The 26,013-nt window shown below is 38.8% G+C and carries 27 protein-coding genes and 2 pseudogenes; 12 read left to right on the top strand and 17 right to left on the bottom strand.

Annotated elements, in window-relative coordinates; all coding sequences use genetic code 11:
• Positions 1–12: 12 nt before the first annotated feature.
• The 3 genes from A374_RS21460 to A374_RS13485 form a co-directional block, all read right to left on the bottom strand.
• The gene (locus tag A374_RS21460; RefSeq protein ID WP_083842034.1) at positions 13–183 is read right to left on the bottom strand and encodes a spore gernimation protein GerPD; all 171 of its coding nucleotides are present in this window, start codon (positions 181–183) and stop codon (positions 13–15) included.
• Positions 143–793, bottom strand: coding sequence for a germination protein GerPC (gerPC, locus tag A374_RS13480; protein WP_007202778.1), 651 nt, complete (start codon positions 791–793; stop codon positions 143–145). Before gerPC ends, A374_RS21460 begins: the two co-directional genes overlap by 41 nt.
• Positions 794–865: 72 nt before the next feature.
• Entirely contained in the window at positions 866–1,087 is a 222-nt protein-coding gene (locus tag A374_RS13485) for a spore germination protein (protein ID WP_007202779.1), read from the bottom strand.
• 145 nt (positions 1,088–1,232) lie between these two features.
• Here A374_RS13485 and A374_RS13490 point away from each other — a divergent pair, with 145 nt between their 5' ends.
• From A374_RS13490 to A374_RS13505, 4 genes and pseudogenes are all read left to right on the top strand, one after another.
• On the top strand, positions 1,233–1,457 hold the full coding sequence (locus A374_RS13490) for a spore germination protein (RefSeq protein ID WP_007202780.1): 225 nt from the start codon (positions 1,233–1,235) through the stop codon (positions 1,455–1,457).
• 20 nt (positions 1,458–1,477) lie between these two features.
• Positions 1,478–1,936: an Hsp20/alpha crystallin family protein gene (locus A374_RS13495; RefSeq protein WP_007202781.1), complete on the top strand. Its 459-nt coding sequence runs from the start codon at positions 1,478–1,480 to the stop codon at positions 1,934–1,936.
• 8 nt (positions 1,937–1,944) lie between these two features.
• Positions 1,945–2,259, top strand: a complete 315-nt coding sequence (locus A374_RS13500) for a hypothetical protein (protein ID WP_007202782.1) — start codon at positions 1,945–1,947, stop codon at positions 2,257–2,259.
• Positions 2,260–2,395: 136 nt separating this feature from the next.
• Positions 2,396–2,698 (top strand): annotated as a pseudogene (locus A374_RS13505) (redoxin domain-containing protein); the annotation flags it as partial.
• A 48-nt stretch (positions 2,699–2,746) separates the two neighbouring features.
• Here A374_RS13505 and A374_RS13510 read toward each other — a convergent pair.
• From A374_RS13510 to A374_RS13535, 6 genes are all read right to left on the bottom strand, one after another.
• On the bottom strand, positions 2,747–3,736 hold the full coding sequence (locus tag A374_RS13510; RefSeq protein WP_007202784.1) for a LacI family DNA-binding transcriptional regulator: 990 nt from the start codon (positions 3,734–3,736) through the stop codon (positions 2,747–2,749).
• An 87-nt stretch (positions 3,737–3,823) separates the two neighbouring features.
• Positions 3,824–5,197 (bottom strand): Na+/H+ antiporter NhaC, encoded by a 1,374-nt coding sequence (gene nhaC, locus A374_RS13515; protein ID WP_007202785.1) that lies wholly within the window; start codon positions 5,195–5,197, stop codon positions 3,824–3,826.
• A 220-nt stretch (positions 5,198–5,417) separates the two neighbouring features.
• Positions 5,418–6,821: an amino acid permease gene (locus A374_RS13520; RefSeq protein ID WP_007202786.1), complete on the bottom strand. Its 1,404-nt coding sequence runs from the start codon at positions 6,819–6,821 to the stop codon at positions 5,418–5,420.
• Between the two features lie 246 nt (positions 6,822–7,067).
• Positions 7,068–7,280, bottom strand: coding sequence for a spore germination protein (locus A374_RS13525; RefSeq protein ID WP_007202787.1), 213 nt, complete (start codon positions 7,278–7,280; stop codon positions 7,068–7,070).
• 78 nt (positions 7,281–7,358) lie between these two features.
• The gene (locus A374_RS13530) at positions 7,359–7,601 is read right to left on the bottom strand and encodes a spore germination protein (protein ID WP_007202788.1); all 243 of its coding nucleotides are present in this window, start codon (positions 7,599–7,601) and stop codon (positions 7,359–7,361) included.
• Positions 7,602–7,618: 17 nt separating this feature from the next.
• Positions 7,619–7,849, bottom strand: coding sequence for a spore germination protein (locus A374_RS13535; protein ID WP_007202789.1), 231 nt, complete (start codon positions 7,847–7,849; stop codon positions 7,619–7,621).
• Positions 7,850–8,268: 419 nt separating this feature from the next.
• On the opposite strand from A374_RS13535, the gene A374_RS13540 reads away from it, so the two are divergent.
• Entirely contained in the window at positions 8,269–8,691 is a 423-nt protein-coding gene (locus A374_RS13540; RefSeq protein ID WP_007202790.1) for a hypothetical protein, read from the top strand.
• An 8-nt stretch (positions 8,692–8,699) separates the two neighbouring features.
• Here the strand turns inward: A374_RS13540 and tnpA are convergent.
• Together tnpA and A374_RS13545 are read right to left on the bottom strand one after the other, a co-directional pair.
• A pseudogene (gene tnpA / locus A374_RS20105) lies at positions 8,700–8,999 on the bottom strand (IS200/IS605 family transposase); the annotation flags it as partial.
• A gap of 196 nt (positions 9,000–9,195) precedes the next feature.
• A complete protein-coding gene (locus A374_RS13545) occupies positions 9,196–9,705 on the bottom strand; it encodes a PTS sugar transporter subunit IIA (protein WP_007202791.1) in 510 nt (169 codons plus the stop codon).
• A 173-nt stretch (positions 9,706–9,878) separates the two neighbouring features.
• Here A374_RS13545 and pdxK point away from each other — a divergent pair, with 173 nt between their 5' ends.
• The 6 genes from pdxK to A374_RS13575 all read left to right on the top strand — a co-directional run bounded on the left by pdxK (position 9,879) and on the right by A374_RS13575 (position 14,464).
• Positions 9,879–10,682, top strand: a complete 804-nt coding sequence (gene pdxK / locus A374_RS13550; protein ID WP_007202792.1) for a pyridoxine/pyridoxal/pyridoxamine kinase — start codon at positions 9,879–9,881, stop codon at positions 10,680–10,682.
• Positions 10,683–10,800: 118 nt separating this feature from the next.
• Positions 10,801–11,151 (top strand): YojF family protein, encoded by a 351-nt coding sequence (locus A374_RS13555; RefSeq protein WP_007202793.1) that lies wholly within the window; start codon positions 10,801–10,803, stop codon positions 11,149–11,151.
• Positions 11,152–11,162: 11 nt separating this feature from the next.
• Entirely contained in the window at positions 11,163–11,831 is a 669-nt protein-coding gene (gene bshB2, locus A374_RS13560) for a bacillithiol biosynthesis deacetylase BshB2 (protein ID WP_007202794.1), read from the top strand.
• 138 nt (positions 11,832–11,969) lie between these two features.
• Complete coding sequence (locus tag A374_RS13565; protein WP_007202795.1) at positions 11,970–12,374, top strand: hypothetical protein; 405 nt, start codon at positions 11,970–11,972, stop codon at positions 12,372–12,374.
• An 84-nt stretch (positions 12,375–12,458) separates the two neighbouring features.
• Positions 12,459–12,740 (top strand): hypothetical protein, encoded by a 282-nt coding sequence (locus A374_RS13570; protein WP_007202796.1) that lies wholly within the window; start codon positions 12,459–12,461, stop codon positions 12,738–12,740.
• 104 nt (positions 12,741–12,844) lie between these two features.
• On the top strand, positions 12,845–14,464 hold the full coding sequence (locus tag A374_RS13575) for an FMN-binding glutamate synthase family protein (protein ID WP_007202797.1): 1,620 nt from the start codon (positions 12,845–12,847) through the stop codon (positions 14,462–14,464).
• Between the two features lie 129 nt (positions 14,465–14,593).
• Here A374_RS13575 and A374_RS13580 read toward each other — a convergent pair whose 3' ends face one another.
• Positions 14,594–16,135 (bottom strand): glycosyltransferase family 2 protein, encoded by a 1,542-nt coding sequence (locus tag A374_RS13580; protein WP_007202798.1) that lies wholly within the window; start codon positions 16,133–16,135, stop codon positions 14,594–14,596.
• Between the two features lie 398 nt (positions 16,136–16,533).
• On the opposite strand from A374_RS13580, the gene A374_RS13585 reads away from it, so the two are divergent.
• On the top strand, positions 16,534–18,090 hold the full coding sequence (locus tag A374_RS13585; protein WP_007202799.1) for an ABC-F family ATP-binding cassette domain-containing protein: 1,557 nt from the start codon (positions 16,534–16,536) through the stop codon (positions 18,088–18,090).
• A gap of 225 nt (positions 18,091–18,315) precedes the next feature.
• On the opposite strand, the gene A374_RS13590 is transcribed toward A374_RS13585, so the two are convergent.
• The 5 genes from A374_RS13590 to A374_RS13610 all read right to left on the bottom strand — a co-directional run bounded on the left by A374_RS13590 (position 18,316) and on the right by A374_RS13610 (position 25,998).
• On the bottom strand, positions 18,316–20,106 hold the full coding sequence (locus tag A374_RS13590; RefSeq protein ID WP_007202800.1) for a Xaa-Pro dipeptidyl-peptidase: 1,791 nt from the start codon (positions 20,104–20,106) through the stop codon (positions 18,316–18,318).
• A 100-nt stretch (positions 20,107–20,206) separates the two neighbouring features.
• Positions 20,207–21,046 (bottom strand): endonuclease I family protein, encoded by an 840-nt coding sequence (locus A374_RS13595; protein ID WP_007202801.1) that lies wholly within the window; start codon positions 21,044–21,046, stop codon positions 20,207–20,209.
• A gap of 248 nt (positions 21,047–21,294) precedes the next feature.
• Positions 21,295–22,116 carry a prephenate dehydratase gene (gene pheA / locus A374_RS13600; RefSeq protein ID WP_007202802.1) on the bottom strand — a complete coding sequence of 274 codons (822 nt, stop codon included), beginning with the start codon at positions 22,114–22,116 and terminating at the stop codon, positions 21,295–21,297.
• A gap of 109 nt (positions 22,117–22,225) precedes the next feature.
• Complete coding sequence (locus A374_RS13605; protein ID WP_007202803.1) at positions 22,226–24,511, bottom strand: ATP-dependent DNA helicase; 2,286 nt, start codon at positions 24,509–24,511, stop codon at positions 22,226–22,228.
• A 194-nt stretch (positions 24,512–24,705) separates the two neighbouring features.
• Complete coding sequence (locus tag A374_RS13610; RefSeq protein WP_007202804.1) at positions 24,706–25,998, bottom strand: sensor histidine kinase; 1,293 nt, start codon at positions 25,996–25,998, stop codon at positions 24,706–24,708.
• Between the last annotated feature and the right edge of the window lie 15 nt (positions 25,999–26,013).

Here is a 26,013-nt window from a genome sequence, read left to right on the forward strand (position 1 = left end):
TAGCCCCCCCCTCTACATTGGTACGAGTACGGTCCCTACCACAAGGCTTTCGGGAGGTGTATCAAATATGGAAGACAAGGTAATGTAATTGGTATCACCAATTAAAACAAGAGCCGATATGCTCACCCCAAGAATTAAAATGTTATGAACCTTCGTCTCGTGGTTGATCACTTCGTACTTCATTTAAATCGCCCCCAATGGCATTGCGTTTTAAACCCATTAAAAAATGCTCCATTCCTTTATAAATATCACCTTTAACCTTATTTTCAACAAACAGAACTTCCTCGTTCGTTTTTGGTGGATACTTTACTAAATAATGTTGAAGTCTTTTTGGCAGTTGCTGCCGTATATCATTGACCATTAACTCATGATAGGTCGAATCTAAACGATACTGATGTTCATTTTCAATCTTTTGAATATCAATGGCTACCTCTGCCGTTAAATAATGCTCCAGTGCATGTAAAATATCTTTATATTCATGAAGGGTAGTAATTTCCAGTTCCTCTCTCTGTCCAGTCATGATGGACTCCCCGCCCACTGTAAAATCCTCTACTAAATCTTTACCATTCTGATCCGAACCACTTAAACCAATATTCAACGTTCCATCTAACCGTTCAATTTTTAATTGATCAAAGGAGTATTGAATTTGAGTGGCCGGTTGTGACTGTATTTTTTTTAATTGTTCGGTAACATCAGACAGCTTCTTTTCTAACATACAAACTTTATCATTCAGACATTGTAGCTGCCCTTGCATTTGCTGTATGAGATAGTATTGATCATACGTATCCGGCATAGCATCATCTCCTTATAACACGTTATGCCGAATACTCCAATTATTTTCCTGTGAATACTAACTCTCTTGATTCTAATTGTTTAATGCTACAGAATCGTCTACTACGTCATCATCCATCGTGTTTGTTTCGTTATAGTGTGTATTCGTTCGAATATGATCCCCTGTATTAAATGATCCTGCCCCGGCAAACGTTTTTGCTGTACTGATCGGGGTAATCGTTTGTACGTCCCCGACATGAACGACAGAGCTATTAGCAACAGAGGCAATGGATATCGTACCAACAATGCCTGGCATACAAACGGTCCCCCCTTGCTTATAACACTTCGCTTTACTGTATGCACATAGAAACATAGGTGTTCACCCTTACTCTGGAACCTTTGCCGTTTCACTCTTTTCTTTTTTATACATACGCTAAAGAAAAAGAAAAGGAGGTCATCCCTTGCCTTCTCTCATCGTTGGACCTGTAACAATCTCATCGGTTGCAGCCGACGGCATCGTAAATTTCGGCGATGCCCTCGTCATTAATCCAAAAAGCGCAAGTAAGTCGTATGCCGGAGCAGGTGGTGGCAACACCGGTAATTTTTTGCAAACAGGAACACTTATTAGTGCCACAAATACGTTAGACACAGATGCCTTTGATTCAAATGTTGCTGGCAATGCATAACAGGAAGGAGCAATGAGCACATGGCCAAAGACAATGATTCACCCCTTTCTTCCATTTTCAATGAACAAACGATCAGTACGTGGATTAAATCACTAGAGTCATTTATTGATAAGAGTTTTGAACATTACGCTTCTTTTGTAGATCATCTTTCATTTCCTTTAGATGTTCATGAAACAAGAACAGAATATATTGCAACGGCTAGACTTGACGGTTATGACCAAAAACAAATTCAAATTGAAGTGCTGGATCGCGCGTTACGTGTCATTGCCTTTGCTACTGAATCTACGAAACTTACGAATGAATCAACATCGCTTACATCAGCAAATCAATCACACAAACGTGTAGAACGTTTAATTCCATTACCATTTGAATTAACAACAGAGGACGTTACCGCCACATTTCAAGATGGTTTATTAAAAATACGGATTAAGAAAAAGCTTCCAACCTCACACTATATAGACATTCAAGAGGAAGAATAAAAGAAACAATGATTAAAATAAAAAGGAATGATGACATGTACCCTTACTATTATGGGCAAAACCCATATCCGCATGGACAATATGCCTCAGCTGGCTACGGACAAGGATTTCCTGGTTACTACAATCCTGCTTCCTATGGATATGGCTCACCTGGTACCTATTATCCTGGTATGGGCGCCGGCTATAACCCAGGGTGGTATTCCCAACCGACACCGCCTGCACAATCATTTAGTCCGCCCTACCAGCCAACACAAGCACCAACATCTTCATATTTAACGCCACCACCTACTGCTGGAGGAAGTGGCTGTGGCTGTGGTGGTTAAATAACCGGCCACATACATTCGCCAATCCCTGCATACATCGTCTATAGAGAGGGGGTGACGTATGCAAAGACAATCAAGGGCAAAATTACACGAAAGCGCATCGCTTTTTCATGCACCTGCCTTTCACAAGAATCTCATTCACGCTCATAAAGTATTTAAAGAGACGTCACCTCTTGCTAGTAAAGTTCAATATCCACTCATAAGCGATCGCAATCACAGTATTTCAAAAGCCTATCAGGTGTTAAACGAAGAAAAGGGAGCTGCAGAACGAGCGTCCATTCTAATTCTCTATCCAGAAGAGGTTGGCCGTAATACGTATGAGTTACTTCGAATCGTGCAAGCACTTCATTATGCAACAACGACAAACACAGCCACCCCAGCAAACTGGGTACCTGGTCAGCAAGGAATTCATCCGAACACGAATCAAATTGGCAGATAGTAAAAAAAGTACCTCCTCATGTTCTTAAATGAGGAGGTACTTTTTTTACTATGTTCGAGCGCTTACAGTCTGTCTTACGGTTATAGAGTGAGGCATAATGATCCAATGTTGCTCTTCTTGCTGTAATAACATCGTTACAGACTGCTTCCCCATTTCATACAATGGTTGACTAATCGTCGTTAAAGGCGGAATCGTCATTTCAGCCATCTTCGTATCATCATAACCCATAATGGAAACTTGTTGGGGTACAGCTATATTTTGAGAATAAAGGTAAGAAAGAGCTCCCGCTGCCATTTCGTCACTACAACAAAAAATGGCGGTTAAACTAGGGTCTTGTTTGACTAATGCTTCAGCTCCTGTTACTCCAGAGGCAAAACCGAAGTCTCCATAGACGATTCTTTTCTGTTCTACTAGAAGTCCATAGCTCTTTAAAGCCCGTTCATACCCTTTCATTCTCGGTTCTGTAGCGATTGGATCACCCTTTGTTCCAGCAAGTAATCCAATTGCACGATGACCTTGTTCTAACATGTAAGTAACACCATCATATACCGCTTTTTCATCATCTGCTTTTATAAACGGAACATTATATGGAGACGTCGTCGCCACAAGAACCATCGGTAACTGCATAGCAATGACCGCATCATAATATTCTTTCTTCAATTGCTCACTAATAAATAAAATGCCGTCAACTTGCTTTTCTCGAAGCGCATGTAAATATTTCATCGTGCGGACACCGTCTTGATCCGTATTACAAATCATGACGCTGTAGTCGAGTTCGTGTGCTTGATCTTCAATTCCACTTAACACTAGCGATGCAAATAGATCAGATACGGCTGGTAATAAAACGCCAATTGTTTTCGTTCGTTTATTAATTAAACCTCGCGCAATTGCGTTTGGTTGATAGCCCATTTCACCAATAACCTGCATTACTTTTTCTTTTGTTTTCACAGAATAGCCAGGTAATCCATTGAGGATTCTTGAGACAGTGGCTACAGATACCCCTGCTTCTTTCGCTACATCTTTAATCGTATAGGCCATAGCTTCTCCTCCGCTGTCTTTCTTCCTTTTTTTAACTATATCACTGGCTCATCCGACTTTCAATCTTCGTTCACTAGTAACGAGTGATTACTTCTTTTCATTAGAAGCAAGTCCGATTCCTGTATAGCCATAGATTAGAGTAAATAAAGGTGATAAATACAATAGAAAAGCAAACGGAATATAGTCAAGCGCTGACACACCAAGTGTTGCTGCAAAAAAGGCACCACTTACACTCCATGGAACGAGTGGGTTAATTAACGTACCCGCATCTTCCATTGTGCGTGATAAGTTAAGTAATGACACATTATGCTGCTCATAATATTTTTTAAAGGATTGACCAGGTAATAAAATGGACAGATACATCTCTCCTGTTAATAAATTTACACCTAATCCAGTCGCAGCTGTCATTGCAATCAAATGACCTGTCTTTTTCATTGCTCCTCCTGCTGACTTTAACAACAAATCAAGCAAGCCGAGCGATTGTAACAGGCCACCTAAGGCAAGGGCAATCATAATTAAAGAGACAGACCACATCATCGGAAGCAATCCACCCTTATTAATAATTGCATCTACTGCCACATTACCCGTTTTCATTTGCAAGCCATTTTGAAGCGTATTGATGATTTGACTAAGTGTTAGTGTATCGTTTACAAAAAATGTTGTAACGATTGCTGTTACGACACCAATCATCAAGGTCGGAATAATGGACACTTTTCGAAATGCCAGAATCATGACGCATAATGGTGACAAAAGCGTCCAAAGCGTAATCGTAAAATGACTCCCTAATACTCGTTTCATTTCAGTTAATTGGTCAAGAGAGGCACCGCTTGAATGATGACCAACAAACACAAAAATAATGGCGGTTATAATCAGTGCTGGGACGGTTGTCCACATCATATGTCGAATATGATTAAATAAGTTTACTCCAATTGTTCCAGAAGCTAAATTCGTGGAATCTGATAATGGAGACATCTTATCACCGAAACAGGCACCACATACAATGGCTCCCGCTGCAAGTCCTGGATTTACACCGAGTGCATGAGCGATTCCCATCAGTGCAACACCTACTGTACTTGCCGTCGTAAAGCTACTACCTGTGAAGGTAGATACAAGAATGGTAATAAAAAGGGCACTAATAGCAAACCATTCGGGTTTAATAAAGCCCATACCATAATAGAGTAACGTCGGAACAGCTCCACTCATCATCCAACTCGCAATAACAAAACTAATCATGAAAAGCAACATGAGGGGTTGAATTCCGTTCACAATTCCGGCGATGAGTCCCTTTTCAATCTGTTTCCATTTCACTCCTGAAACAAGAGCAAATATACTCGTGATCATAATACAAAAAAACAAAGGAATATGCGGTTCTACTTTTAGTAACACTAAGCTAGAAAACATAATGGCTACAATTAATACTAGTAGTAAAACAACCGCTGGCGCTTTCATTCTTTGATTCATCTATCTTCTCTCCTCGAACTTTTCTCTATATTAGTACACAATCACTTAAACGCTTTTATGCAATAAAGGTCGTTTCTATCCTACGGTACTTCATTGCTATTGTCAATGGAAGTTAATGTTGGGAAAATAAGAAAAAATTCATACCTTTAATGCAAATAAAAAAAACGATCTCCTTACACAACTGAAATCGTGTGCAAAGAAATCGTTAATCATTTGTACGCTACATGACGTTTTGTTTTCGTTGAGATTGGTGCTTTTTTTTCTTATGAATAAATAAGAAGTAATAAATATAACAGCAACTAAAGAAGCCGACACCTAGATACAGTCCAAGACGTTGTTCTTCATTAAAGCCCATGCTCACAAGTACGCCTAAATTAAGGATCAAAGCAACGGCTGGTAAAAATGGATAAAACGGTGTTTTAAACTTTAAATCTGCTACTTTCCCGCCGTCTTTTACATACTTCCGTCGAAAAGCAAGTTGCGAGGCTGTAATAGCAATCCAGCCTACTTGTGCCCCAATACCCGCTACCGACAGCAACCAATTAAATACTGTTTGGTTTTTGAAAAATGCGGACAATAATGACAACAGCGCAATCCCCAACGTAATGTACAATGCATTCATAGGAATGCCACGCTTGTTTAGCTTACCGAGCTTCGGACTTGCCATTCCTTCCTTTGATAAAGAAAACAGCATGCGTGTTGCTGCATATAATCCTGAGTTCGCTACAGAAAGTAATGCCGTTAACACGACGAAATTCATAATATCCGCCGCATACGGTACACCAATTCGATCAAAGACTTCAACAAATGGGCTTCCTACTTCTTTTGCTTCCGTAAGTGGTAATAATGCAGACACGATTCCGATGGCTAAAACAAAGAAAAGCAATGTACGCCATACCGTTTGACGAATTGACTTTGGAATCGTTACTTCCGGGTTCTTACTCTCTCCTGCTGCAATTCCAATTAACTCGGTTCCTTGGAACGAAAAGTTAACAGCAAGCATCGTAATAAATACAGCTCCGAATCCATGTGGGAACCAGCCTTCTGCTACGAAATTTGAAAAGCCAGGAGCAGCATGACCGCCACTCATATTCACAACACCAAACATCGCACCAAGACCTAACAAAATAAAGAGAATAATAGCGGTAACTTTAATGCTTGAAAACCAAAACTCAGCTTCTCCAAATGCTTTCGCAGAAAGCGCATTTAAGCCAAACATAATGACGGCAAAGCCCATGCACCATATCCAAGTTGGAACATTTGGAAACCACCGTTCCATTAAGGCAGCAGCACTAAAAAATTCCAATGCCACCGTCATGGCCCAACCAAACCAATAAAGCCAGCCGACAGCAAAGCCTGTACCTGGTCCTATAAACTTCGTTGTATACGTTTGAAAAGAACCTGCAACCGGCATGGCAACAGAGAGCTCTCCTAAACAAAGCATCGTTAAATACATAATAAAGCCACCTACAATGTAGGCAATTATAGCACCGATAGGGCCTGCATTATAAACCGTTTGACCAGAGCTTACAAATAACCCCGTTCCGATAATTCCACCTAATGAAATCATAAATAAATGACGCGCTTGTAAATTCCTTCTTAATTCTTGATTGTTTTGTCCCATTTTTTCACCTCTGTACCCTCATGATGAAATCGCTTTCAATTTCTCCCCTTATTTTATCACTTTTTATTAAAGAGACTAGTCTTTTTTTCACAGTTTCGATAAATCTGACTATATTCTAAAGCTCATGACCCATAATATAGTAGTACTACTAACGAGATTCAACCTTCAATCAATAAAAATCAGTCGCATAACAAACCATTTTTACAGAAAAAGAGACTCCCTTTAAGACGGCAGCCTCGATCTTTGCTATTCATAATCAGTCATATCATTTTCGTCGTTGTCTTCATTAAGATTAATCATGTAGGCACAAGCATCTGAACAATCGCCAAACGTAAATACCGCGCCTACCGATTTCGTATTGGCAGTATGACTGTTTTGCAAGCTGCTCCCAATATCAATATTTCCGTTCTGGGTAATGCCATTCGTCACAACATTTTTTATATTAAATGAAAATTGCACGGTTGCCCCATCCTTTACCTCTTTTCCTTTAGTTTATGGAAAAGCTGTAAAATGGATTGGACATCCTGTTGAATCTGTTTACAACTGACCTACTACTGGTGCAGATGGGTTCGCAATTTGATCTTGATCGCTTACATCTGGATCAATATTGCTATTAACCATAAATCCAGTACACGGAGAAAAATCTCCGAGAGACATGGTCGAGCCTACTGACTTCGTATTAGCTGTATGGCTATTATGAACCGTTGGACCGATATCAACGTTTCCGTTCATCGTAACACCGTTTGTTTTAATATTAAAGATATTAAATAAATAAGGCATCTAGCTTCCTCCTACCGTTATTCTGCATCCTCACTATTAGCGCTTTGCCCTTGATCATTGATATCCTGATCATTCATTACATTTTTCATGATCGCTTCCGTTGGAGAATAGTCGCCTGATGAATAGTTATCTCCGACTGACTTACTATTGGTCATGTTGTCTTTATGCAATGTTGAGCCTAGATTTAAAGAGCTATTGCTCGCTAAGCTGTTCACCTTTAAATAATAGATGTTCACTATGCATCCCACAGCTATCTCCACCCTTTGCAAGTGTTAGTGCAGTGTATGATTCATGTCATTAGTTGGTGAATTTTCCTAAGCAGAGAGGACAGCGTACATTTAATCAAAACCACCAGTGGAAACTGGTGGTTTGCTCTGCGGCTAAAAGCCTCGCTTACCCGGCCTTAAAGGCCCCCTTAAGAGATCTCCCTTTTGCACCACATTCGCTCACTAATTCTAAAGAATTTCCTTACTTCTTTTTATTTTTCTGTCCGGTGAACGGGTCATACTCTTCAAATAACGTTAACTGATCTGCACGAAAACCTTCTACGAGCTGATTTCGTATGTATTCTATATACCAATATTTAACATTATTTATATAGCATAAAAAATAAATTATGTTATATTAATAATGGAAAAATAAACACAAAGTGGAAGAGGGTTTTCAAATGAGAAATATTTTTTTAATAGTAAGTTTTTTATGTTTATTTTTGCTATCAGTAGCATGTCAAGATCAAGCTAAAGACAAAAATGAACAAGGAGAAAAAATGCCAACTTATGAAAGAATAAAAGATTTACAAGAAGTCCGAGTATCAAAAATTCAAAAAGAAGATTATAAAATATTTAACAAAGCTAAGGAAATCGAAATATTTAAAAACATGTTAAAAAATGCAAGCAAAGAAAAATATGATTCTGGGAAATATGATTACGATATAAAAATACTCTTCGATAAAAAAGGAGATGAAAGAGGTTTATACATGGCAAAAGTTAAAAATAAAATTGTTTTAAAATACATAGGTGACAGCACCGACACTTATATAGTTAATTCAAATGATTCAAAAGATGCTATTACTTTAATTGAAAAAAAATAATTCTTTTAACACCAATTCCTATAGCGATATTTTAAATCCGCATGTCGATTGAAAATCATCAGAATATTTTCTCCTTTTAAGTAACACATAAATTGAGATACGCTTCATTTAGGTGGCTCACCAACATATGAATGTGGTCTTTGCATGCATTGGCTTCATGAATGACGACTCCCTTGCATTCACATAAGTTTCGGATCATTTGACCGATATTCTTTCTTTATTTTCCATATATAATTTGTCTTCTATATATTGGTACGAATACGATGTGGTACTTACAATTCCATGTCCTGTGTGCTAAACTGATTCATGTCCTTCACAAGGACATACCTCCTTTTATGATGAGTGAAGTGGCCGGGAAACCAACTTTAGCTTATCATGAAGTGAGGTTTTTTTAATACCACGCTTGAAGCTTTTTAGAACCCCCGGCATAGCCAGGGGTTTTCAATACATCAAAAAAACAGAGACGAAGCACAATGCTTTTCGTCTCTGTTCTCCACCTTAACTTTAGTCTTTAATTTCCTTCAATCGTAAGATCACTGTTTCGTTGGCAACAGCTTGATGATTTAAGTATTTATCCATCAACCCAACTTTTTCACCATTCGTAATAGTAAGTGTTGTGATTGTACTTTTTGCTCTTTCTTCGATCAGAGAAAGATTACACGATAAGAGAAGCTGACCTGCAGAAACACGCTCTCCTTCTTCTACATGAGCGTTAAATCCTTCTCCTTTCATCATAACCGTATCCAGTCCAACATGAATAAGCAGCTCAATTCCTTGGCGGCCTCTCAAGCCAATACCGTGTTTGGTAGGAAAGACTTGAATGACTTCTCCATCGATGGGAGCGTACACATTTCCTTCTGCCGGTAGGATTGCTACACCGTCACCAAGCATCTTTTGAGAAAAAACAGGATCAGGCACTTCCTCAATTGCCATTACCTTCCCTGTTATAGGAGAAGTAATTACTTCTTCAGATGGAACGTTGTTACTGGATCGTTGAAATAACTTCCGAAACATACTCTCACCTACTTTATTTAGTTGATTAGCAACTGCTTTTACGTTAAGTTAACCATAAATGGCTTATTACTGGCAAAAACATTGTGTATTTTGTCTCAGCTAAAAAAATTGATATAATATGAAAAGGAAAAAAAGAGAAATCTAAAGTCAGTTATATTAAAGGAGATTGAATGATGAGCAAGTTTAAAGCACTAACAATCGCCGGTTCCGATACAAGTGGTGGAGCAGGTATTCAAGCAGACTTAAAAACATTTCAAGAGCTTGGAGTTTACGGAATGACTGCCATTAACGTAGTGGTAGCACAAGATCCTGACCGAGAATGGTTTCATGAAGTATTTATGCTTCCTCTTGATCTGTTTAAAGCTCAACTAAAAACAGTTCTAGGCGGCATTGGTGTTGATGCAGTTAAAACAGGCATGCTCGCTTCTGTAGAGGTTATTAAAGCCACTGCTGAGGCTATTGAGAAATACGATATAAAAACGGTCGTAGTAGATCCAGTTATGGTTTGTAAAGGTTCCGAACCACTTCACCCTGAGCTAGCTGAAACATTACAAAATGTTCTTGTACCTAAAGCTACTGTCGTGACACCGAACTTATTTGAAGCGGCTCAGCTTAGTGGCATGAATGCTATTACAACAATTGATGAAATGAAAGAAGCTGCTCAAAAAATTCAAGCTGGTGGCGCCAAATACGTTATTGTAAAAGGCGGCGGCAAGCTTCAACATGAAAAAGCAATCGATGTTTTATACGATGGCAAGACTTTTGAAGTCCTTGAATCTGAAAAAATTGATACAACGTATACTCATGGAGCTGGTTGTACGTTTGCATCTGCCGTAGCGGCAGAACTTGCAAAAGGCAAACCTGTCCACGATGCTATTGCAGTTGCAAAAGACTTTATTACAGCTGCCATTCGCCATTCATTTCCTATTAACCAATATGTCGGTCCAACAGATCATAGCGCTTATCGAAATCAATAATAGGAAGAACGTGAGGAGCAAACACTATGTTTGTTCCTCTCCTTTTTGAGCGCATTTCTTAACGCTTTTCATAGGAGTAAAGTATAATAAATAAAGAAACGTATGAGGAGGGAAAATCTTGCAGCCGATTAACCTTAATGAGGTTCAACAACACATTGAGCAATTTGCGAACCGCGATGTCTATTTACACTTGGAGACGACGAACGGCGCGTACGCCTCCCACTTTGATCAATCATTTTTTTCTGCGGGCGCTTATATTCGCAACGCAAAAATTAATTTCACACGAGGCTTGATTACAGGTGATCAAGCACCGTATCGCGCCGGTCTTAAACTGGAAATAGGCTGGGTATATGCAGAGGGATTAACGCATTGGGAGCTAACAGAAGATGGGCAACTTCTCATCGCTGGTCATAGCCCTGATGGAAAATTAGCTGTTGCATTGCAACTCAGTCCGAAACCGTTTGAATAGGAGGTACCACCATGTCACAGCATGAACACGTCTTAGTCGTTTTTCCGCACCCAGATGATGAAGCATTTGGTGTTTCAGGAACAATTTCAATGCATACGGGTAGAGGCGTACCGGTAACGTATGTTTGTTTAACACTTGGAGAAATGGGTCGTAACTTAGGGAACCCACCATTTGCTACGCGAGAATCTTTACCAAAGATTCGAAAAAAAGAGCTACACAATGCTGCAAAAGTCATGAATATCAATGATTTGCGGTGTTGGGGCTATCGAGATAAAACGGTAGAATTTGAAGATCCAGAAGCTCTTTCCGCTCGAATTAGAGGGGTTATTGATGAAATTAATCCGACTTTAATTATTACGTTTTATCCTGGCTATAGCGTGCATCCTGATCACGAAGCAACAGCACGTGCAGTAATTGCTGCTGTAGAATCAATGCCTCAAGCACAGCGTCCTACGCTTAACTGTGTAGCCTTCTCTAATGATTGCTACGAGATGCTTGGCGAACCTGATGTTATTCGTGACGTTAGCTCTGTCTCTCAACAAAAGATCGAGGCGATTAAAGCCCATCGTTCCCAAACAGAATGGCTTATTGCCGCAATGGCAGAAGAAGATTCTAAGCAAGTTCCAGACGTTTTAAAACGGATTAATCGTGAACAATTTTGGACTTACAAATTTGAATAGATGATCCATCACTGCATCCGCATTGGCTAATTGCTAAAGCGGATGATTTTTTATGCTTGCTTCCTACAAGGATCCTTGTCATAAACTTCGCCCCTCCCCCATACAATGAGAGCAAAGCTTACTAAAGGGGAGATTGCTTTGCAAACAAAACATGGACAAGTTACTGAAGAAATGGTTTGTCGCTTTTACGAATTAAGTAAACAAGCAAAAGCCATTGAGAATGAACTATCCACACTAAAAAAGCAATTTAATGCTCACTTTGATTTTATCTCTGGTCATCATCAAAAAGGAGAACTTGCAGTTGGGGCCTATAAACTTCAACGTCAAATTAGAACTTCACAAAGTTACGTCGCGGAAACGACAGTGAACAAATTAGAGGAACTGCAACTAGAAGATTGCATTCTAACAACACGCACACCTAATAAAGAAAAAATTGAAGCAGCTCTTACACTTGGCCTTATACCTGCTGGAGCACTAGATCACTGTCATCTCGTCAAGCACACCCCAGTCATTACTGTAAAAGCAAATAATCAACTCTCCTAAAAAAAATCCCTTTTCAAACGATGAATGAATAGATTCATAGTTTATTGGTCATACTAATGATAGTAACGAAAAGGGGATGATTACATGACAATTTATGAGTATGCTGTTATGAATGTTGTTATTGCATTTAAGCGTAAGGATCTTAACATAATTGATGAAAACTTAATGAAAATTGCTTATACAGTCGCTGATGAGTTTGTAACAAAACAACTTGATGTCTCGTTAATTGAAGACATAACAATGGACATTATGCCTGGTTTAATTCATATTGAAGCCGGTTGCTATGATTGGCAATTTGATTTAGATGGTAACTTTACGGGCAATGGTTTTTTTGCAAATGTTTCTGTAGAGCTTGTTCATATGTAGAATAATCACTGCGACGTATCATTTGAGATGGTACGTCGTTTTTTTGTTTCTTTCTATAAAAAGAGTGGAATAGAATACTAAATAATAATATAAGGAGGCTGTTCATGACCACGTCTACGATTCTCCTATCAATTCTACTCATTGGAGTTGGGATTGTAGTAATTCTGCCGCTAGCACTATTTATTTATTTGTACATAAAGGATGATCGACAACAACAACACGCCATTTTACGAAATTTTCCGGTGCTAGGGAAAATACGCTACGTATCGGAAAAAGTCGGCCCAGAATTTCGACAATATTTATTTAATAATGACAACGAAGGCAAACCCTTTTCACGTAAAGAATTTGAGAATATCGTTAAATCTGGAAAATATAAAGAACGGATTATCGGCTTCGGTTCGCTTCGTGATTTTCAAGCGGATGGATTTTATATACGCAATACGTTATTTCCAAAACTATCGGAAGAAATGAACATAGATCATGAGCCGAAGGTCCATTCTAAAGTGTATGAAGTAGACGGAGAGAATTTATTCGCCCGCAAAGAGCATCGAAAAAAAGTAGAAGTAAGCCCTTACTATTTAAAAGATGAAGACGCGATTATTCTCGGAGACGCAACATGTCGACATCCGTTTGTCGTAAAAGGAATGATTGGTCAATCCGGCATGAGTTACGGTGCACTTGGTGAAAATGCGATTCTCGCGCTTTCACACGGTCTTGCTCTCGCTGGGGGAACTTGGATGAATACAGGGGAAGGAGGTCTATCTCAGGAACATCTTGACGGCGGTGGCGATCTTATTATGCAAATCGGACCTGGTCTATTTGGTGTACGAGACAAAGAAGGCAATTTTTCTTGGGAAGAATTTAAAAAGAAAAGTGATCTTCCCGAAGTTAAAGCATTTGAACTTAAACTCGGCCAGGGAGCAAAAACGCGTGGTGGTCACGTAGAAGGAAATAAAGTCACTAAGAAAATTGCTGAGATTCGGATGGTAGAACCCGGTGTAACGATTAACAGTCCAAATCGCTTTAAAGATTTTAACGACGTCCCTTCTCTCTTTCAATTTATTGAAAAGCTTCGTGAGGTTTCAGGCAAACCGATTGGCATGAAGATTGTCGTTGGTGATGTTGATGCATTAGAAACAATGGTGCGTTATATGAAGGAAAGTAACACAGGTCCCGACTTTATAACCATTGATGGTGGTGAAGGTGGTACGGGTGCTACGTATCAAGAACTAGCTGATTCCGTTGGGTTTCCTATTCACGCTGCACTTCCTATTATCGATGAACTTCTTAAAACCTATGGCATTCGCCACCGTGTTAAGCTTATTGCTTCTGGAAAGCTAGCTTCTCCTGATCATATCGCCATTGCCCTAGCTATGGGAGCTGATTTAATTAATATTGCACGTGGTTTTATGATTAATGTAGGTTGCATTATGGCTCAAGTCTGTCATACCAATCAGTGTCCTGTTGGCGTTGCAACCACTGATCCAAAATTACAAAAAGGCTTAAGCATTGAAGAAAAAAAATACCGCGTTTGCAACTATGTTCTTTCATTACGAGAAGGATTATTTAATTTAGCCGCAGCTGCAGGCATTGACTCACCTACAAAATTTTCTCATGAACACATTGCTTTTAAAGATCGCTATGGAAGAATCTATTCCCTAAACGATTTAGTACATGCAGCTAAACAGCCAATGAATGACGTTACCTACAGTCCGACTAACTAAAAACTAAATAGGCTCTCATCCTAAAAGGGGATGCAAGAGCCTATTTCAAAATTGTAGTAGAAAATAGAAAGAAGGCTCCCTAAAACAATCGTATGAAAGGAGCCTTCTTTCTATTTATGAACCATTCTATTATCCTCGTTGTCTTACTTTAATAGAGAAATTATCTTTAACCGTTGAATAGGCAAGAATTTCTTGATCATTCGAGATTGTGAGCAGCAACTCTTCTTTATGCAAAAACGGAAGAAGTGTTTGTTTATAATCTTCGTACATTAAGTAAAATGCGTAAGTAGCTTCGGCTAATGATTCAAGATCTGCAATGTTAAAGTATATTTCTATTTTCCCTGCTTCTAACACATTCACATGAAGATCTATATACTGAATATCCTCAATTACTTTACGATTTTGAAGTTTGATTTGCTGAAATGCTGGTATAGAATGACCTTCCATTTGAACCGTCAGTTTCACTGCACTATTGAAGAGATCCACTTCGGTCGATTTGAATAAAAATGGTATCGGAAGTGTTAACTCTCCATTTTTTATAGAATAATACGGTAAATGGTCTTCATACATGACCGTTTTATCTTTTTCTTCTTTTGACCATTGTATTAAGGCGATAAGATCTTCATATCTGTTTTCTACAAACAGCTGGAATATAAGGCGATTAATCGGCTTAATAAAACTATCTTCTAGTGAATAAGATCGTTGATAGGAAAAAAAGGTATTTATGACCTTACTATAAATATCAAAGTAAAGATCTTTTTCTTCACTTTCAAGAAAATGCTGGCGATCAAACAAGCGGGTTGTGCAATCAAATTCGATGATGCGATTAACAATGCGCCGTTCTTTAGCTTCTGGCAAATTTTTATCCATGACATATTTAAGAACTTCAACATTTGTGTGCATTTTCTCTAACGTATCTGTGCGTTTTGTTAAGGAGACATTCTCCTCATCTCGATTAATATAATAGATGGGCGTTGTAGTAGTCGATATTTCAGGAGAATGAAGTAAAACATCTATAAAAAACTGCTTATCTTCAGCATATTTCATGTCTGGAAATGTAAGATCATGATCTTTAATCACATCTAATTTAACCATGCGTCCACAAGGACTCAAGTGATGAAACATGTGTTGAATCGAATAGGGAGAAACCTTTTTACGTACTTTATTCGATTCATGCTTTCCGACTATCGCTTGTTTTTTAGTACCTACTCTAATCGTCTTTCCTACACTAAAGTTAACGCCTGTTTCCTCCATTAATTCATATAAGGTACTAACCCCTTCTCTAGCAAGCCAATCATCGGAGTCTAAATACATAATATAAGTAGATTGAGCTAAGTATGTTCCTAAATTTCGTGGTAAAGCAGGTGTGCCTGTATTTTCACTGAGAAATACCGATACAATATTAGAGTGCATTGTAGAATACTTTTCCATTATGGACTGAGATTCATCTGTCGAACCATCATCTACTAAAATGAGTGTTATAGTGTCAACGTTCATTGTTTGGTCAATGACCGAATCTATTGCACGCTCTAAGTAGTCCATCGCATTAAACACAGGCATAACAACAGTGACTTTAACCTTTTTTTTCAATTGCTCTTTATTCAATAGTTTATATGGAATCCCATAGTACACATTTTTTTTCGTAAACGTACGTTTTAGTAAATTTAACATAGGTCCTCCTAAATACTATTACATTTTCCCGAGTGCTTTCCAAAGTAAACCTAAATTAACACATAACCAACTTTAAAGTTTAAATAACTTTTATATACATATTATTAAATAGCTGTCACAAAACGCTTTCAAAAAATAGTATAACTACTAAGTGCTTTCTCAACATTTTCCATCAGACAATAAAATTTGTCAAATATAAACAATGAATATGTAAGTATTTTTTACTATTTAGTATTTAAGACCTACGAACCATTACCCTGATCTATATAAACTACAACAGTCTTAATGACTTACTAAGAAAGAGCTATCGATGAAATTTTTCCTAGAAGGATTGAGTTCTCATAGGAAGTCATACTATAATCAAAGGATAAACTTACAAGAAGAAAAGGTGCATATAGATGAGTGTTTTAACCGTAAAGAACTTAAGCCACGGCTTTGGGGATCGCGCAATTTTCAATGACGTTTCCTTTCGTTTATTAAAAGGAGAGCATGTTGGTTTAATTGGTGCGAATGGTGAAGGTAAATCAACCTTTATGAATATTATTACAGGTAAGCTTCAGCCTGATGAAGGAAAAGTGGAATGGGCCAAAAATGTTCGTGTAGGGTATTTAGATCAACACACGGTTCTTCAACAAGGCCTCAGTATTCGTGACGTATTAAAAGGTGCCTTTCAGTATTTATTTAATATTGAAGCCGAAATGAACGGTATGTATGAGAAAATGGGTGAATCTTCGCCTGAAGAACTAGAAAAATTACTTGAAGAAGTAGGTGTTCTTCAAGATACATTAACCAATAATGACTTTTATGTTATCGATGCCAAGGTAGAAGAAATTGCTCGCGGCTTAGGCTTAGATGAAATCGGACTTGATCGCGATGTTCATGATTTATCTGGTGGGCAGCGCACAAAAGTATTGCTGGCAAAGCTTTTACTAGAAAAACCAGAAATTTTGTTACTTGATGAGCCTACAAACTATTTAGATGAACAGCATATCGAGTGGCTAAAACGTTATTTACAAGAATATGAAAATGCCTTTATTTTGATTTCCCATGATATTCCCTTCTTAAATAGCGTTATTAATTTGATTTATCATATGGAAAATCAAGAGTTAAACCGTTATGTAGGCGACTACGAGTATTTCCAACATATCCATGAGGCGAAAAAGCAACAACTTGAAGCTGCTTATAAACGCCAACAGCAAGAAATTTCTGAGCTGAAAGATTTTGTGGCGCGCAATAAAGCACGCGTTTCAACTCGTAATATGGCTATGTCTCGTCAAAAGAAGCTGGATAAGATGGACGTAATCGAACTAGCACGTGAAAAGCCAAAACCAGAATTCAACTTTAAAGATGCCCGTACGAGTGGTAAGCTTATTTTTGAAAGTAAGCAGCTTGTCATTGGTTACGATGAACCACTTTCTCGCCCGCTAGATTTACGCATGGAACGCGGTCAAAAAATTGCGCTCGTAGGAGCAAACGGAATCGGAAAAACAACGCTCTTAAAAAGTATTCTTGGTGAAATCAAACCAATCTCTGGAACGGTTGAACGAGGAGAATACTTGCATATTGGGTATTTTGAACAAGAAGTGAAATCGAACAATAACAATACATGTATTGATGAAGTATGGGATGAGTTTCCTTCTTACTCCATGCATGAAGTACGTGCTGCTCTGGCAAAATGTGGGTTAACTACGAAGCACATTGAAAGTAAAGTGAGTGTATTAAGCGGTGGTGAAAAAGCAAAGGTTCGCCTTTGTAAATTAATTAATAACGAAACAAACTTGCTTGTTCTCGATGAGCCTACAAACCACTTAGATGTCGATGCGAAAGATGAACTAAAACGTGCATTAAAAGCCTATAAAGGCAGCATTCTTCTCATTTCTCACGAACCAGAATTTTATCGTGATGTTGTAACAGAAGTTTGGAATTGTGAAGATTGGACGACGAAAGTCTTTTAAACAAAAAAAGAATGGGACATAAACAGCCCTAACTCATAAAAATGGCTTCATCATCGGTTTTCGATGCTGAAGCCATTTTTTGATGTCGCTCGTTATGTTCAGTTTAGATTGTCTTGCGTTCAAGTTTGCAAGAGCACCCGATTCGCGCAAAAAGAGAGCAAATCAAGCGCTAAGCTCGCGAATGCGCCACAAAACAGAGAAAATATCGTGTCCCAAGTCCTTTTTTTATTTCTCCCACTTCAAAGCATCTTCTCCACCTTGAATCGGTAAAATCAGTTTACTCTTTTGTAGTGAAACCGTTATTTTCGTGCCTGCTTTTGGGCGTAGCGTATAATCATGATCACTCGATAACAGCACAAGACCAACTGTATGACCTTTTTTCACAACATAATCATCGGGTTGTAAATCCCACTTAAACGTATAATTTTTACCCGGGGTTAGCGCTTGTGACTGTGATGAGGATTTAAGGTTTTGTGGATCCATCCAACCACGCGTAATAATTTCTGAAAACTTCGGACCATAATCAACAAGGACAGCTGTTAGGTTAGCAACTGGCTTATCAATGCTTGCCGTTGCTTGCATATATGGCGTACCACTTATTCGAATACCCTTCTTTAATCGAGGGGTTTGGAAGAGCAAATGATGCTCGCTTGCTTGCTTAGGATCCTCCAGCATGTCTTCAACACGTACGGAAGCATCATCAATCATACGTTGTTTCACCTGCTCTGTATTCATCTTCGTAGTAAGTTTTCCTGGCTGAAGGGAAAGAGAAACGTTTTCTGTATGCTTAGCCGGCCACGTTTTTTCTTTTTTCCACGTCAAATTTTCTCGTTCAATATCGACTGCTGGCTCCTGCATCACATTATTATGACTATTGTACAACCAATAATCAAACCATTTATTCAATGTATGCAACCATGCTTCTCTACGGAAATTGTATGGCGTATTATGTCCACCTTGATGGAGCCAAAGCTTACGTGGTACATCGAATTTGCCAAGTGCCAGCCACCATGAAGACAATTGTTTTGTTTTAACGTTCCAATCATTTAATCCATGTACAGAAAACACACTTGCTCGCACATGATGCGCTTTCTTAACATAGTCTCTATGTGCCCAAAAATTATTGTAATCGCCTGTTTTCCGATCTTGTTCAGCTGTTAGTTCTTGAGTTACCTTTCTACACTTATCCGGATTTTTACGCGTAGTGATCGCTTCTGCCATATTGTCAGCATCTTCACCAGGATAACCACCTGGCGCAATGACTGCACCATTTCCACGGTAATAATCGTACCAAGAACTAATAGCTCCAATTGGGACAATCGTTTTTAATCCTTTTACACCCGTCGTTGCAACAGCATTAGGTAATGTGCCATCATATGAAACACCTGTCATCCCAACGTTACCTGTACTCCATGTAGCCTTTACTTCTACTCCCTTCGCATCGTATGCTTTGGCTGATCCATTTAACCAATCAATAACAGCTTTTGCGCCAAGTGTTTCGCGCTCATCCCCTGTTGTTGGACAACCATCGGATTGACCCGTGCCAATACTTTCAGCTAGCACCACACCGTATCCTCTCGGAACGAAATAATCATCATAATACCCAGGGAATTTAGAGGCACTTCGTAATGCTTTGCTCCCCACTTTCGAAACTCGTGTGTTGCTGTTCTTTGTAGGAACAGCCGTTAATTCCGTATTCACATCATATACAGGAACATCTTTAATACCAGCATTGTACGGACTCATTTCATAGATTACTGGTACTTTTAAGCCGTGCGCTGTCTCCCGCGGACGAATCAAGTCTGCATGCACGCGGTCGCGTTTTCCATCGCGATCACTATCAATGGTTGTCTCGATAAACACTCTCTCGACAATCGCCTCATCTAATGCATAAACAGGCTGTGTAATGCCTTTTTTCAGAACTGGTTTTTGATACGCTTGTGCTTCTTGCCCTGTTGTCGCTAACAGTGAAAGTAGTAGTGAAGAGCTTACTGCCATGGCGTAAATTTTTTTCATAATCCCCCTCCTCTTTTATCCTCATTTTACCATCCATTTCACACTCACTATAATTTTTATAAAGAAAAAAGTCGACCTATAGGAGGTCGACTCATGCGTGTTACTTTTTCCAAATTTGATTTGCATATTCCGAATGATCAATAAATGGATTGCGGTTATGTTGATAGTCTTTATAAATTACTTCATTGCGATGACGTTCATTATCATCTACTGGATCTTGCTCGTTCCATTTAAGAAGAACAGACATTTTACCCATAAATGGATCTTTACCATTGTTTACTTTTTCATTCATTTCTAGATCTGGCTCACCGTGCTCACCTTCATAGCGAACAGCCATATAGAAGATCATACGTGCGATATCACCTTTAACCGCATCTCTTGGCTCCCAAGAATCACCATCAGCATAGTTGCCTTTTGCTTCTGAGTTTTCTTTTCCACCCATATCAAAGTCAAGGTTACCACGAGCACTATTTACAGTTACATCTGCAGGTCTTAAGTGATGAAGATCCGTTCCTGGTCCATTTGCTGTGCCAAAATCGCCATGTGATTTCGCCCAAACGTGTTCGCGATTCCAATCATCAGGACCGCCGCCATTTGTGCTTTTACTTTGAGAACGTCCAGTATATAACAAAATTACGTTATTTGGGTTTTTTGGATCCTCATCTGTTTTCTTCAAAGCATCCCAAACTCCGTTATAAGATAATTCTGTTTGATTATCAATAATATCATTTAGTGTTTTCTTTAAATCTTGTCCTGTTTTTCCTTTAGCCGGTGCATAGTAGGAATCCACATCTTTTGCTTGGAAAACGACCTTGCTTGTTGCTGCATTTTGTACATTTGCTGCTGTTGCATCCGCTTTCATTGTTGGAAGCAGAGCAATATTCCCGATAACGAATGTTGATACGATAGATGTAAGCAATGCTTTTTTCGTGCGTTTCATTCGTAAATCCTCCCCATTTTTTCTCTATAGTTTTATTATAAAAGCCAATTCCTTTTCATAGTATAAAAATTCTTGCAATTCATGAAGTTACAAAAGAATTAAATATTTTCTTAATAAAACACCGTCAATGGTCACTTACCTGCATTTTTTACAACTGTGACTAGTTAATTCTTACACCTTTTTTTCCGATATTTGTTTAAACAATAGAAAAACGCTGCCCTAAAAGAGAACAGCGTCTAAATATCATTTTATAATTTAGTTGTCGTATAGCTACCGAGAATATTGACATGATGACCAAACGTTTCAATAACAGCTCTTACTTTTTCTAATACTGGATCTGCGACACTCGCTTCCGCTTCTAAGAAAAATTGATACGTACCTAACTTTTTCTTCGTTGGGCGAGATTCAATCCACGTTAAATTAATGCCTAGTGTAGAGAAGACTGTTAAGATGGAGGCAAGTACACCCGTATACTCATCTCCTGGCGTAACTTGAAGCATTGTTTTTTTCGCACCTAATGACGGCGTTTTGTCTTTAGAGACAACGATAAAACGTGTTTGATTTTCCGAACTATCCTCTATATTAGCCTGTACCGTCGATAGTTCAAAAAGCTTGCCTGCATAAGAAGAGGCTACAGCTGCAACGTCGCCTCTCCCTGCCTCTTTAATAGCTGCAGCAGCCCCCGCTGTACTATCGAAGTGGCGCATGGTTAGCTTCTTTCCACGGAAAAATGCACGGCATTGTGCTAGTGCTGGTGGAATACTCCAAACTTCTTTAATCTCTTTCATAGACGCCTCGTGCGCTGCTAGTAAATGGAGAGAAACTGGTAAGATAGCTTCTCCTTTTATATAAAGATCATTAACTAAGAGGCTATCAACAGTCATTGTAATAGTGCCTTCAATTGCATTTTCAATCGGAGCAATTCCTTCGTCAACAAGGCCTTCGCCGACTGCCTCTAATACTTCTGGAACTGAACTGCACATGTGCCACTCTATAGACTTATCTTTATAATAGTTATGAGCTGCTTCCTCAGAAAAGGTACCATGAGGACCTAAATATGCTACTTTCATCTTGCAAACGCCTCTTTTCATGACAGTGTAATACGTATTGGAGAGGATTATATCATTCTTGAAAGAAAATCACCACTTTAACGCAGTAAAGTTACTCACCATCCTACTATTACCGTATATTACGAGGTATTACTTTGTAATCGCGCCACTCATGCGGCAACATCCCCTGATAGAGAGGCTGCATAAATCGATCATCTATTAACACTACAACACCCTGATCACTTTCGGTACGAATTAATCTGCCGCCTGCCTGCAATACTTTATTCATCCCAGGATATGTATATGCATAATGATATCCTTCTTTACCTCGTTGCCCAAAATAGTCTTTTATAAGATTTCTCTCTAAGCTGAGCTGAGGCAATCCTACGCCTACTATTATTACTCCTGTTAAGCGGTTGCCTACTAAATCTACACCTTCTGAAAAGATTCCCCCCATAACAGCAAAGCCAACTAATGAGGACGAGCGCTCGCTTTGAAAATCCATCAGAAATGCTTCCCGCTCCTCTTCCGTCATATAAGATTCTTGTTTTCTCGTTGCAACGTCAATCTCGCACTGCATAAAGGCCTCATACACATCGTTCATGTACTGATAAGATGGAAAGAACACAAGATAATTACCAGGCCATTCTTTGACCGTTCGCTTTAATGTAGAAACCAATGATGCTTTCGTTTTATTGCGATCTACATAGCGCGTGGATAATGGCTGTATGCAGACGTGCAGTTGCTCTTTTGAGAAAGGAGAGGGCAGCGCAAGGATGTAATCTTCCGCTTGCAGTCCCATCATTTCTTTATAATAATCGAGCGGTGTTAGTGTGGCGGAGAAAAAAACAGCAGAACGATATTTTCTTCGCATATTCGTCAGAAGTTGAGCAGGATCTAGACAAAATAACTTCAATGAAATGTCGCTTCCTTCTCTCATAGCATACGTCTTATAATGTTCGTCATACAGTCTACACACCTTAAGAAAGCGTTGCGCCATAAAGTATGTATCACGCAATAAATCTTGGTCCGCTTGCTGCCGAAACAACTCTCGCTCCGCTACTGCGGTAAAAACATCTAACCACTCTTCCAGCTCTGCAGGTGGGGTGTCATCTATATAATACGCATCGGTCATTTTATGGGTTAATTGCCCAAGAAAGGACTGCACAGCGTATGCAGACTGACTTAAGGTTGGGTTTAATTTTATGTAAGAGGAGTAGATGTCTTCAAACGCCGACTGCATAAGTACGGCAGAGAACATCTCTCTTCCACGATCCACAAGATTATGCGCTTCATCAACTAAGAGAGCCGTCTCCCTTTTTCTTTCATCACTCATGCGCTTTAAGGATACACGCGGATCAAATATGTAATTATAATCACCAATCACTGCATCTGCGATGTATGCTAAATCAAGTGAAAATTCAAAAGGACATAATCGGTGCTTCATAGCATACTGCTGAATCACTGTTCGCTTCATGCTACGTTCATGCTTTAAAATATCCAGTACAGCTCCATTTAATCGATCATAGTGACCATCAGCAAAGGGACATTCATCCTTGCCGCAATCATTAGGACACATTTTATCTTTAGCAGTAAGCGTAACGGTATGAAATTGCAATCCAGCTTTCTCTAACAAAGAAATAGCATTCTCTGCTGCTTCTCTCGTAATAGTTTTTGCGGTTACATAAAAAAAACGCTCTATAATGCCTTCTCCTATTGCTTTTATCGTTGGAAAAATAGTAGACATTGTCTTTCCGATTCCTGTAGGAGCTTGCGCTAAAATGTCTTTTTGTTGCGCAATACTTATATATACAGCACCAGCTAGTTTTCGTTGTCCCGCACGGTAGTTTTGAAAGGGAAAAGAGAGTGCTTGGATGCTTGCATTCCGCTTGCTGCGATGAGAAAGAAGCAATGTTGCATACGCCGTGTAGCGATCTAACACATCATCCATAAATAACGTTAACTCTTCTACGGTAAAAGTTTGCCGAAAACACTTCTTCTCTTCTGTGACTTTTTGTATATAAGTAAGTTGGACGTCAATTGTTGATAGTCCATGGTCCATTGCGTACATATATGCATAGACTTTTGCTTGTGCCCAGTGGACAGGATAGCTTTCCTTATTAATTGCAGACAATTCTTTTGCTGTAGATTTAATCTCATCAATTGTAATGAGCAACTTTGAAAATAAAATCCCATCACATCTGCCATCAATCTCGAAGGTTAGATTATTTTTATCGTACTTACATTGTAAGTACACTTCTTTCTGATCGCCTTCGTTGTAGGTTTGTTGAACTTTTTGATGCAATCTAGTTCCGTCTTGAAGTGTCGTGTTTGTTCTAAAGCGAGGGTCAATACTTCCGCTACGAAAGACATATTCAACAAGCGTTCGTACTGAAACAGCAATCGTCTTTTCCATCCTTTCATCACCTACCTTCATCTATCGATTGAATTCATTCTACCAGAAGACGTCTTCCTTCATCATGTACAATGACTGAAAAAAGAGATGAATAGGATAGAAAAAGCATTAAGAAAAATCAACCTCGTTCAATCCCTTCCGCTACCTACCGTGGAAGGAATCATGACTGAATCACGTAAGAACGGAATCATCGTTCAAAAGGCAACATGCCCCTCCGATTGCAAGCTCTCTGTTACATGCGAAGAAATTGGTAACTGAATTCTTACTTCCGTCCCTTTATGTTGCTCGCTCATAAACGTGACTTTACCATTCATTGATTCAATAATTCTTACTGACACGGCTGTTCCAAGACCGGTGCCTTTCTCTTTTGTCGTATAAAAGAGTGTGCCGATTTTATCTAATTGTTCTTTCGTCATTCCTTTCCCAGTATCTTGAATACGAATGTACGCTTGTTGTCCTTTTACGAAAAAACAGACGTGTACAGTCCCTCCCTCTGGCGTCGCTTCAATTGCATTTTTCACAAAATTTACGAGTGCTTGCTTTAGTTGATTACGATCACTTAATAGAAAAGCATTATTTTGTATTTCCTCGTGAAGTTCCACACCATTTTTAACAGCCAATGCATTTAACAGTAAAACGATGTCTGTTAACACGTTAGGAATAGAAAACACTTCTATTTTTTTAAATTCAGGTTTAGCAAAATTTAAATAATCACTAATAATGACTTCCGCTCTTCCCAATTCACTTAGGACGAGAGGAAGATACGGTTGTTTATGCGCATCTTCTTCCTTTTGCATAAGTTGTAAAAATCCTTTAACGACAGTTAATGGGTTTCTTACTTCATGAGCAATTGACGCTGCAAGTTCACCCATTGTATTTAATTTCTCAGCTCGCTCAATTTCTTCTTTCATACGAATTCGTTCAATATAAAGTTCAATTAATTTTGCCGCCATACATGTTCCAATTAATTGAATACAGGCAAACAATAATAAATGGTAAAAAGTTTGTTGAAAAGCACCATCGAACTGTCGATACATAATCGTATAACTAAATAGGATCGTCATCTGAATAACGGCTGGCCATCCGCCCAACAAAACAGTTACTTTTAGCCGATTATTGCTGTCTGCTTGCTCATAATATGTAACGCATAGAAAAGGAATGGAGGCAACGACAAGGATTCCTCCGACAGCTAACAACGCAGCATCTCCACCTACTGTTATACGCATGATACATTCAACAGCTGTTACCATTAAACCAGCCTTTCTACCACCATATAGAAAAGCTAGAATGAGCGGTACATAGCGTAGATCCCAAAAGAGACCTCCCTCATAATAAGCAAATGTCATACAAAATGCAGCTGAAATACTATAAAGCCCACCAATAAAATAAGGTGATTGAGTAATTGGCTTCCTCTCAAAAAAGAAACTGTAGCATAAGACCGGCATGAGTGTAATTAATAAGTGGAAAAAAAGTTTTTCAATCAGCATTTTTGTTCTCCGTAT

This window comes from Fictibacillus macauensis ZFHKF-1 (assembly GCF_000269865.1).
Taxonomy (GTDB): Bacteria; Bacillota; Bacilli; order Bacillales; family Fictibacillaceae; genus Fictibacillus_C; species Fictibacillus_C macauensis.

Excerpts from the sequence above, each read along its gene's own strand:
- A374_RS13545 (WP_007202791.1), bottom strand. The coding sequence starts at position 9,705 with ATGTTTCGGAAGTTATTTCAACGATCCAGTAACAACGTTCCATCTGAA.
- A374_RS13590 (WP_007202800.1), bottom strand. The coding sequence starts at position 20,106 with ATGAAAAAAATTTACGCCATGGCAGTAAGCTCTTCACTACTACTTTCA.
- A374_RS13610 (WP_007202804.1), bottom strand. The coding sequence starts at position 25,998 with ATGCTGATTGAAAAACTTTTTTTCCACTTATTAATTACACTCATGCCG.
- A374_RS13520 (WP_007202786.1), bottom strand. The coding sequence starts at position 6,821 with ATGGGACAAAACAATCAAGAATTAAGAAGGAATTTACAAGCGCGTCAT.
- A374_RS13605 (WP_007202803.1), bottom strand. The coding sequence starts at position 24,511 with ATGGAAAAGACGATTGCTGTTTCAGTACGAACGCTTGTTGAATATGTC.
- A374_RS13485 (WP_007202779.1), bottom strand. The coding sequence starts at position 1,087 with ATGCCAGGCATTGTTGGTACGATATCCATTGCCTCTGTTGCTAATAGC.
- A374_RS13575 (WP_007202797.1), top strand. The coding sequence starts at position 12,845 with ATGACCACGTCTACGATTCTCCTATCAATTCTACTCATTGGAGTTGGG.
- nhaC (WP_007202785.1), bottom strand. The coding sequence starts at position 5,197 with ATGAATCAAAGAATGAAAGCGCCAGCGGTTGTTTTACTACTAGTATTA.
- A374_RS13500 (WP_007202782.1), top strand. The coding sequence starts at position 1,945 with ATGATTAAAATAAAAAGGAATGATGACATGTACCCTTACTATTATGGG.
- A374_RS13570 (WP_007202796.1), top strand. The coding sequence starts at position 12,459 with ATGACAATTTATGAGTATGCTGTTATGAATGTTGTTATTGCATTTAAG.
- A374_RS13510 (WP_007202784.1), bottom strand. The coding sequence starts at position 3,736 with ATGGCCTATACGATTAAAGATGTAGCGAAAGAAGCAGGGGTATCTGTA.
- bshB2 (WP_007202794.1), top strand. The coding sequence starts at position 11,163 with ATGTCACAGCATGAACACGTCTTAGTCGTTTTTCCGCACCCAGATGAT.
- A374_RS13595 (WP_007202801.1), bottom strand. The coding sequence starts at position 21,046 with ATGAAACGCACGAAAAAAGCATTGCTTACATCTATCGTATCAACATTC.
- A374_RS13540 (WP_007202790.1), top strand. The coding sequence starts at position 8,269 with ATGAGAAATATTTTTTTAATAGTAAGTTTTTTATGTTTATTTTTGCTA.
- pheA (WP_007202802.1), bottom strand. The coding sequence starts at position 22,116 with ATGAAAGTAGCATATTTAGGTCCTCATGGTACCTTTTCTGAGGAAGCA.
- A374_RS13495 (WP_007202781.1), top strand. The coding sequence starts at position 1,478 with ATGGCCAAAGACAATGATTCACCCCTTTCTTCCATTTTCAATGAACAA.
- gerPC (WP_007202778.1), bottom strand. The coding sequence starts at position 793 with ATGCCGGATACGTATGATCAATACTATCTCATACAGCAAATGCAAGGG.
- A374_RS13580 (WP_007202798.1), bottom strand. The coding sequence starts at position 16,135 with ATGTTAAATTTACTAAAACGTACGTTTACGAAAAAAAATGTGTACTAT.
- A374_RS13585 (WP_007202799.1), top strand. The coding sequence starts at position 16,534 with ATGAGTGTTTTAACCGTAAAGAACTTAAGCCACGGCTTTGGGGATCGC.
- A374_RS13530 (WP_007202788.1), bottom strand. The coding sequence starts at position 7,601 with ATGCCTTATTTATTTAATATCTTTAATATTAAAACAAACGGTGTTACG.
- pdxK (WP_007202792.1), top strand. The coding sequence starts at position 9,879 with ATGAGCAAGTTTAAAGCACTAACAATCGCCGGTTCCGATACAAGTGGT.
- A374_RS21460 (WP_083842034.1), bottom strand. The coding sequence starts at position 183 with ATGAAGTACGAAGTGATCAACCACGAGACGAAGGTTCATAACATTTTA.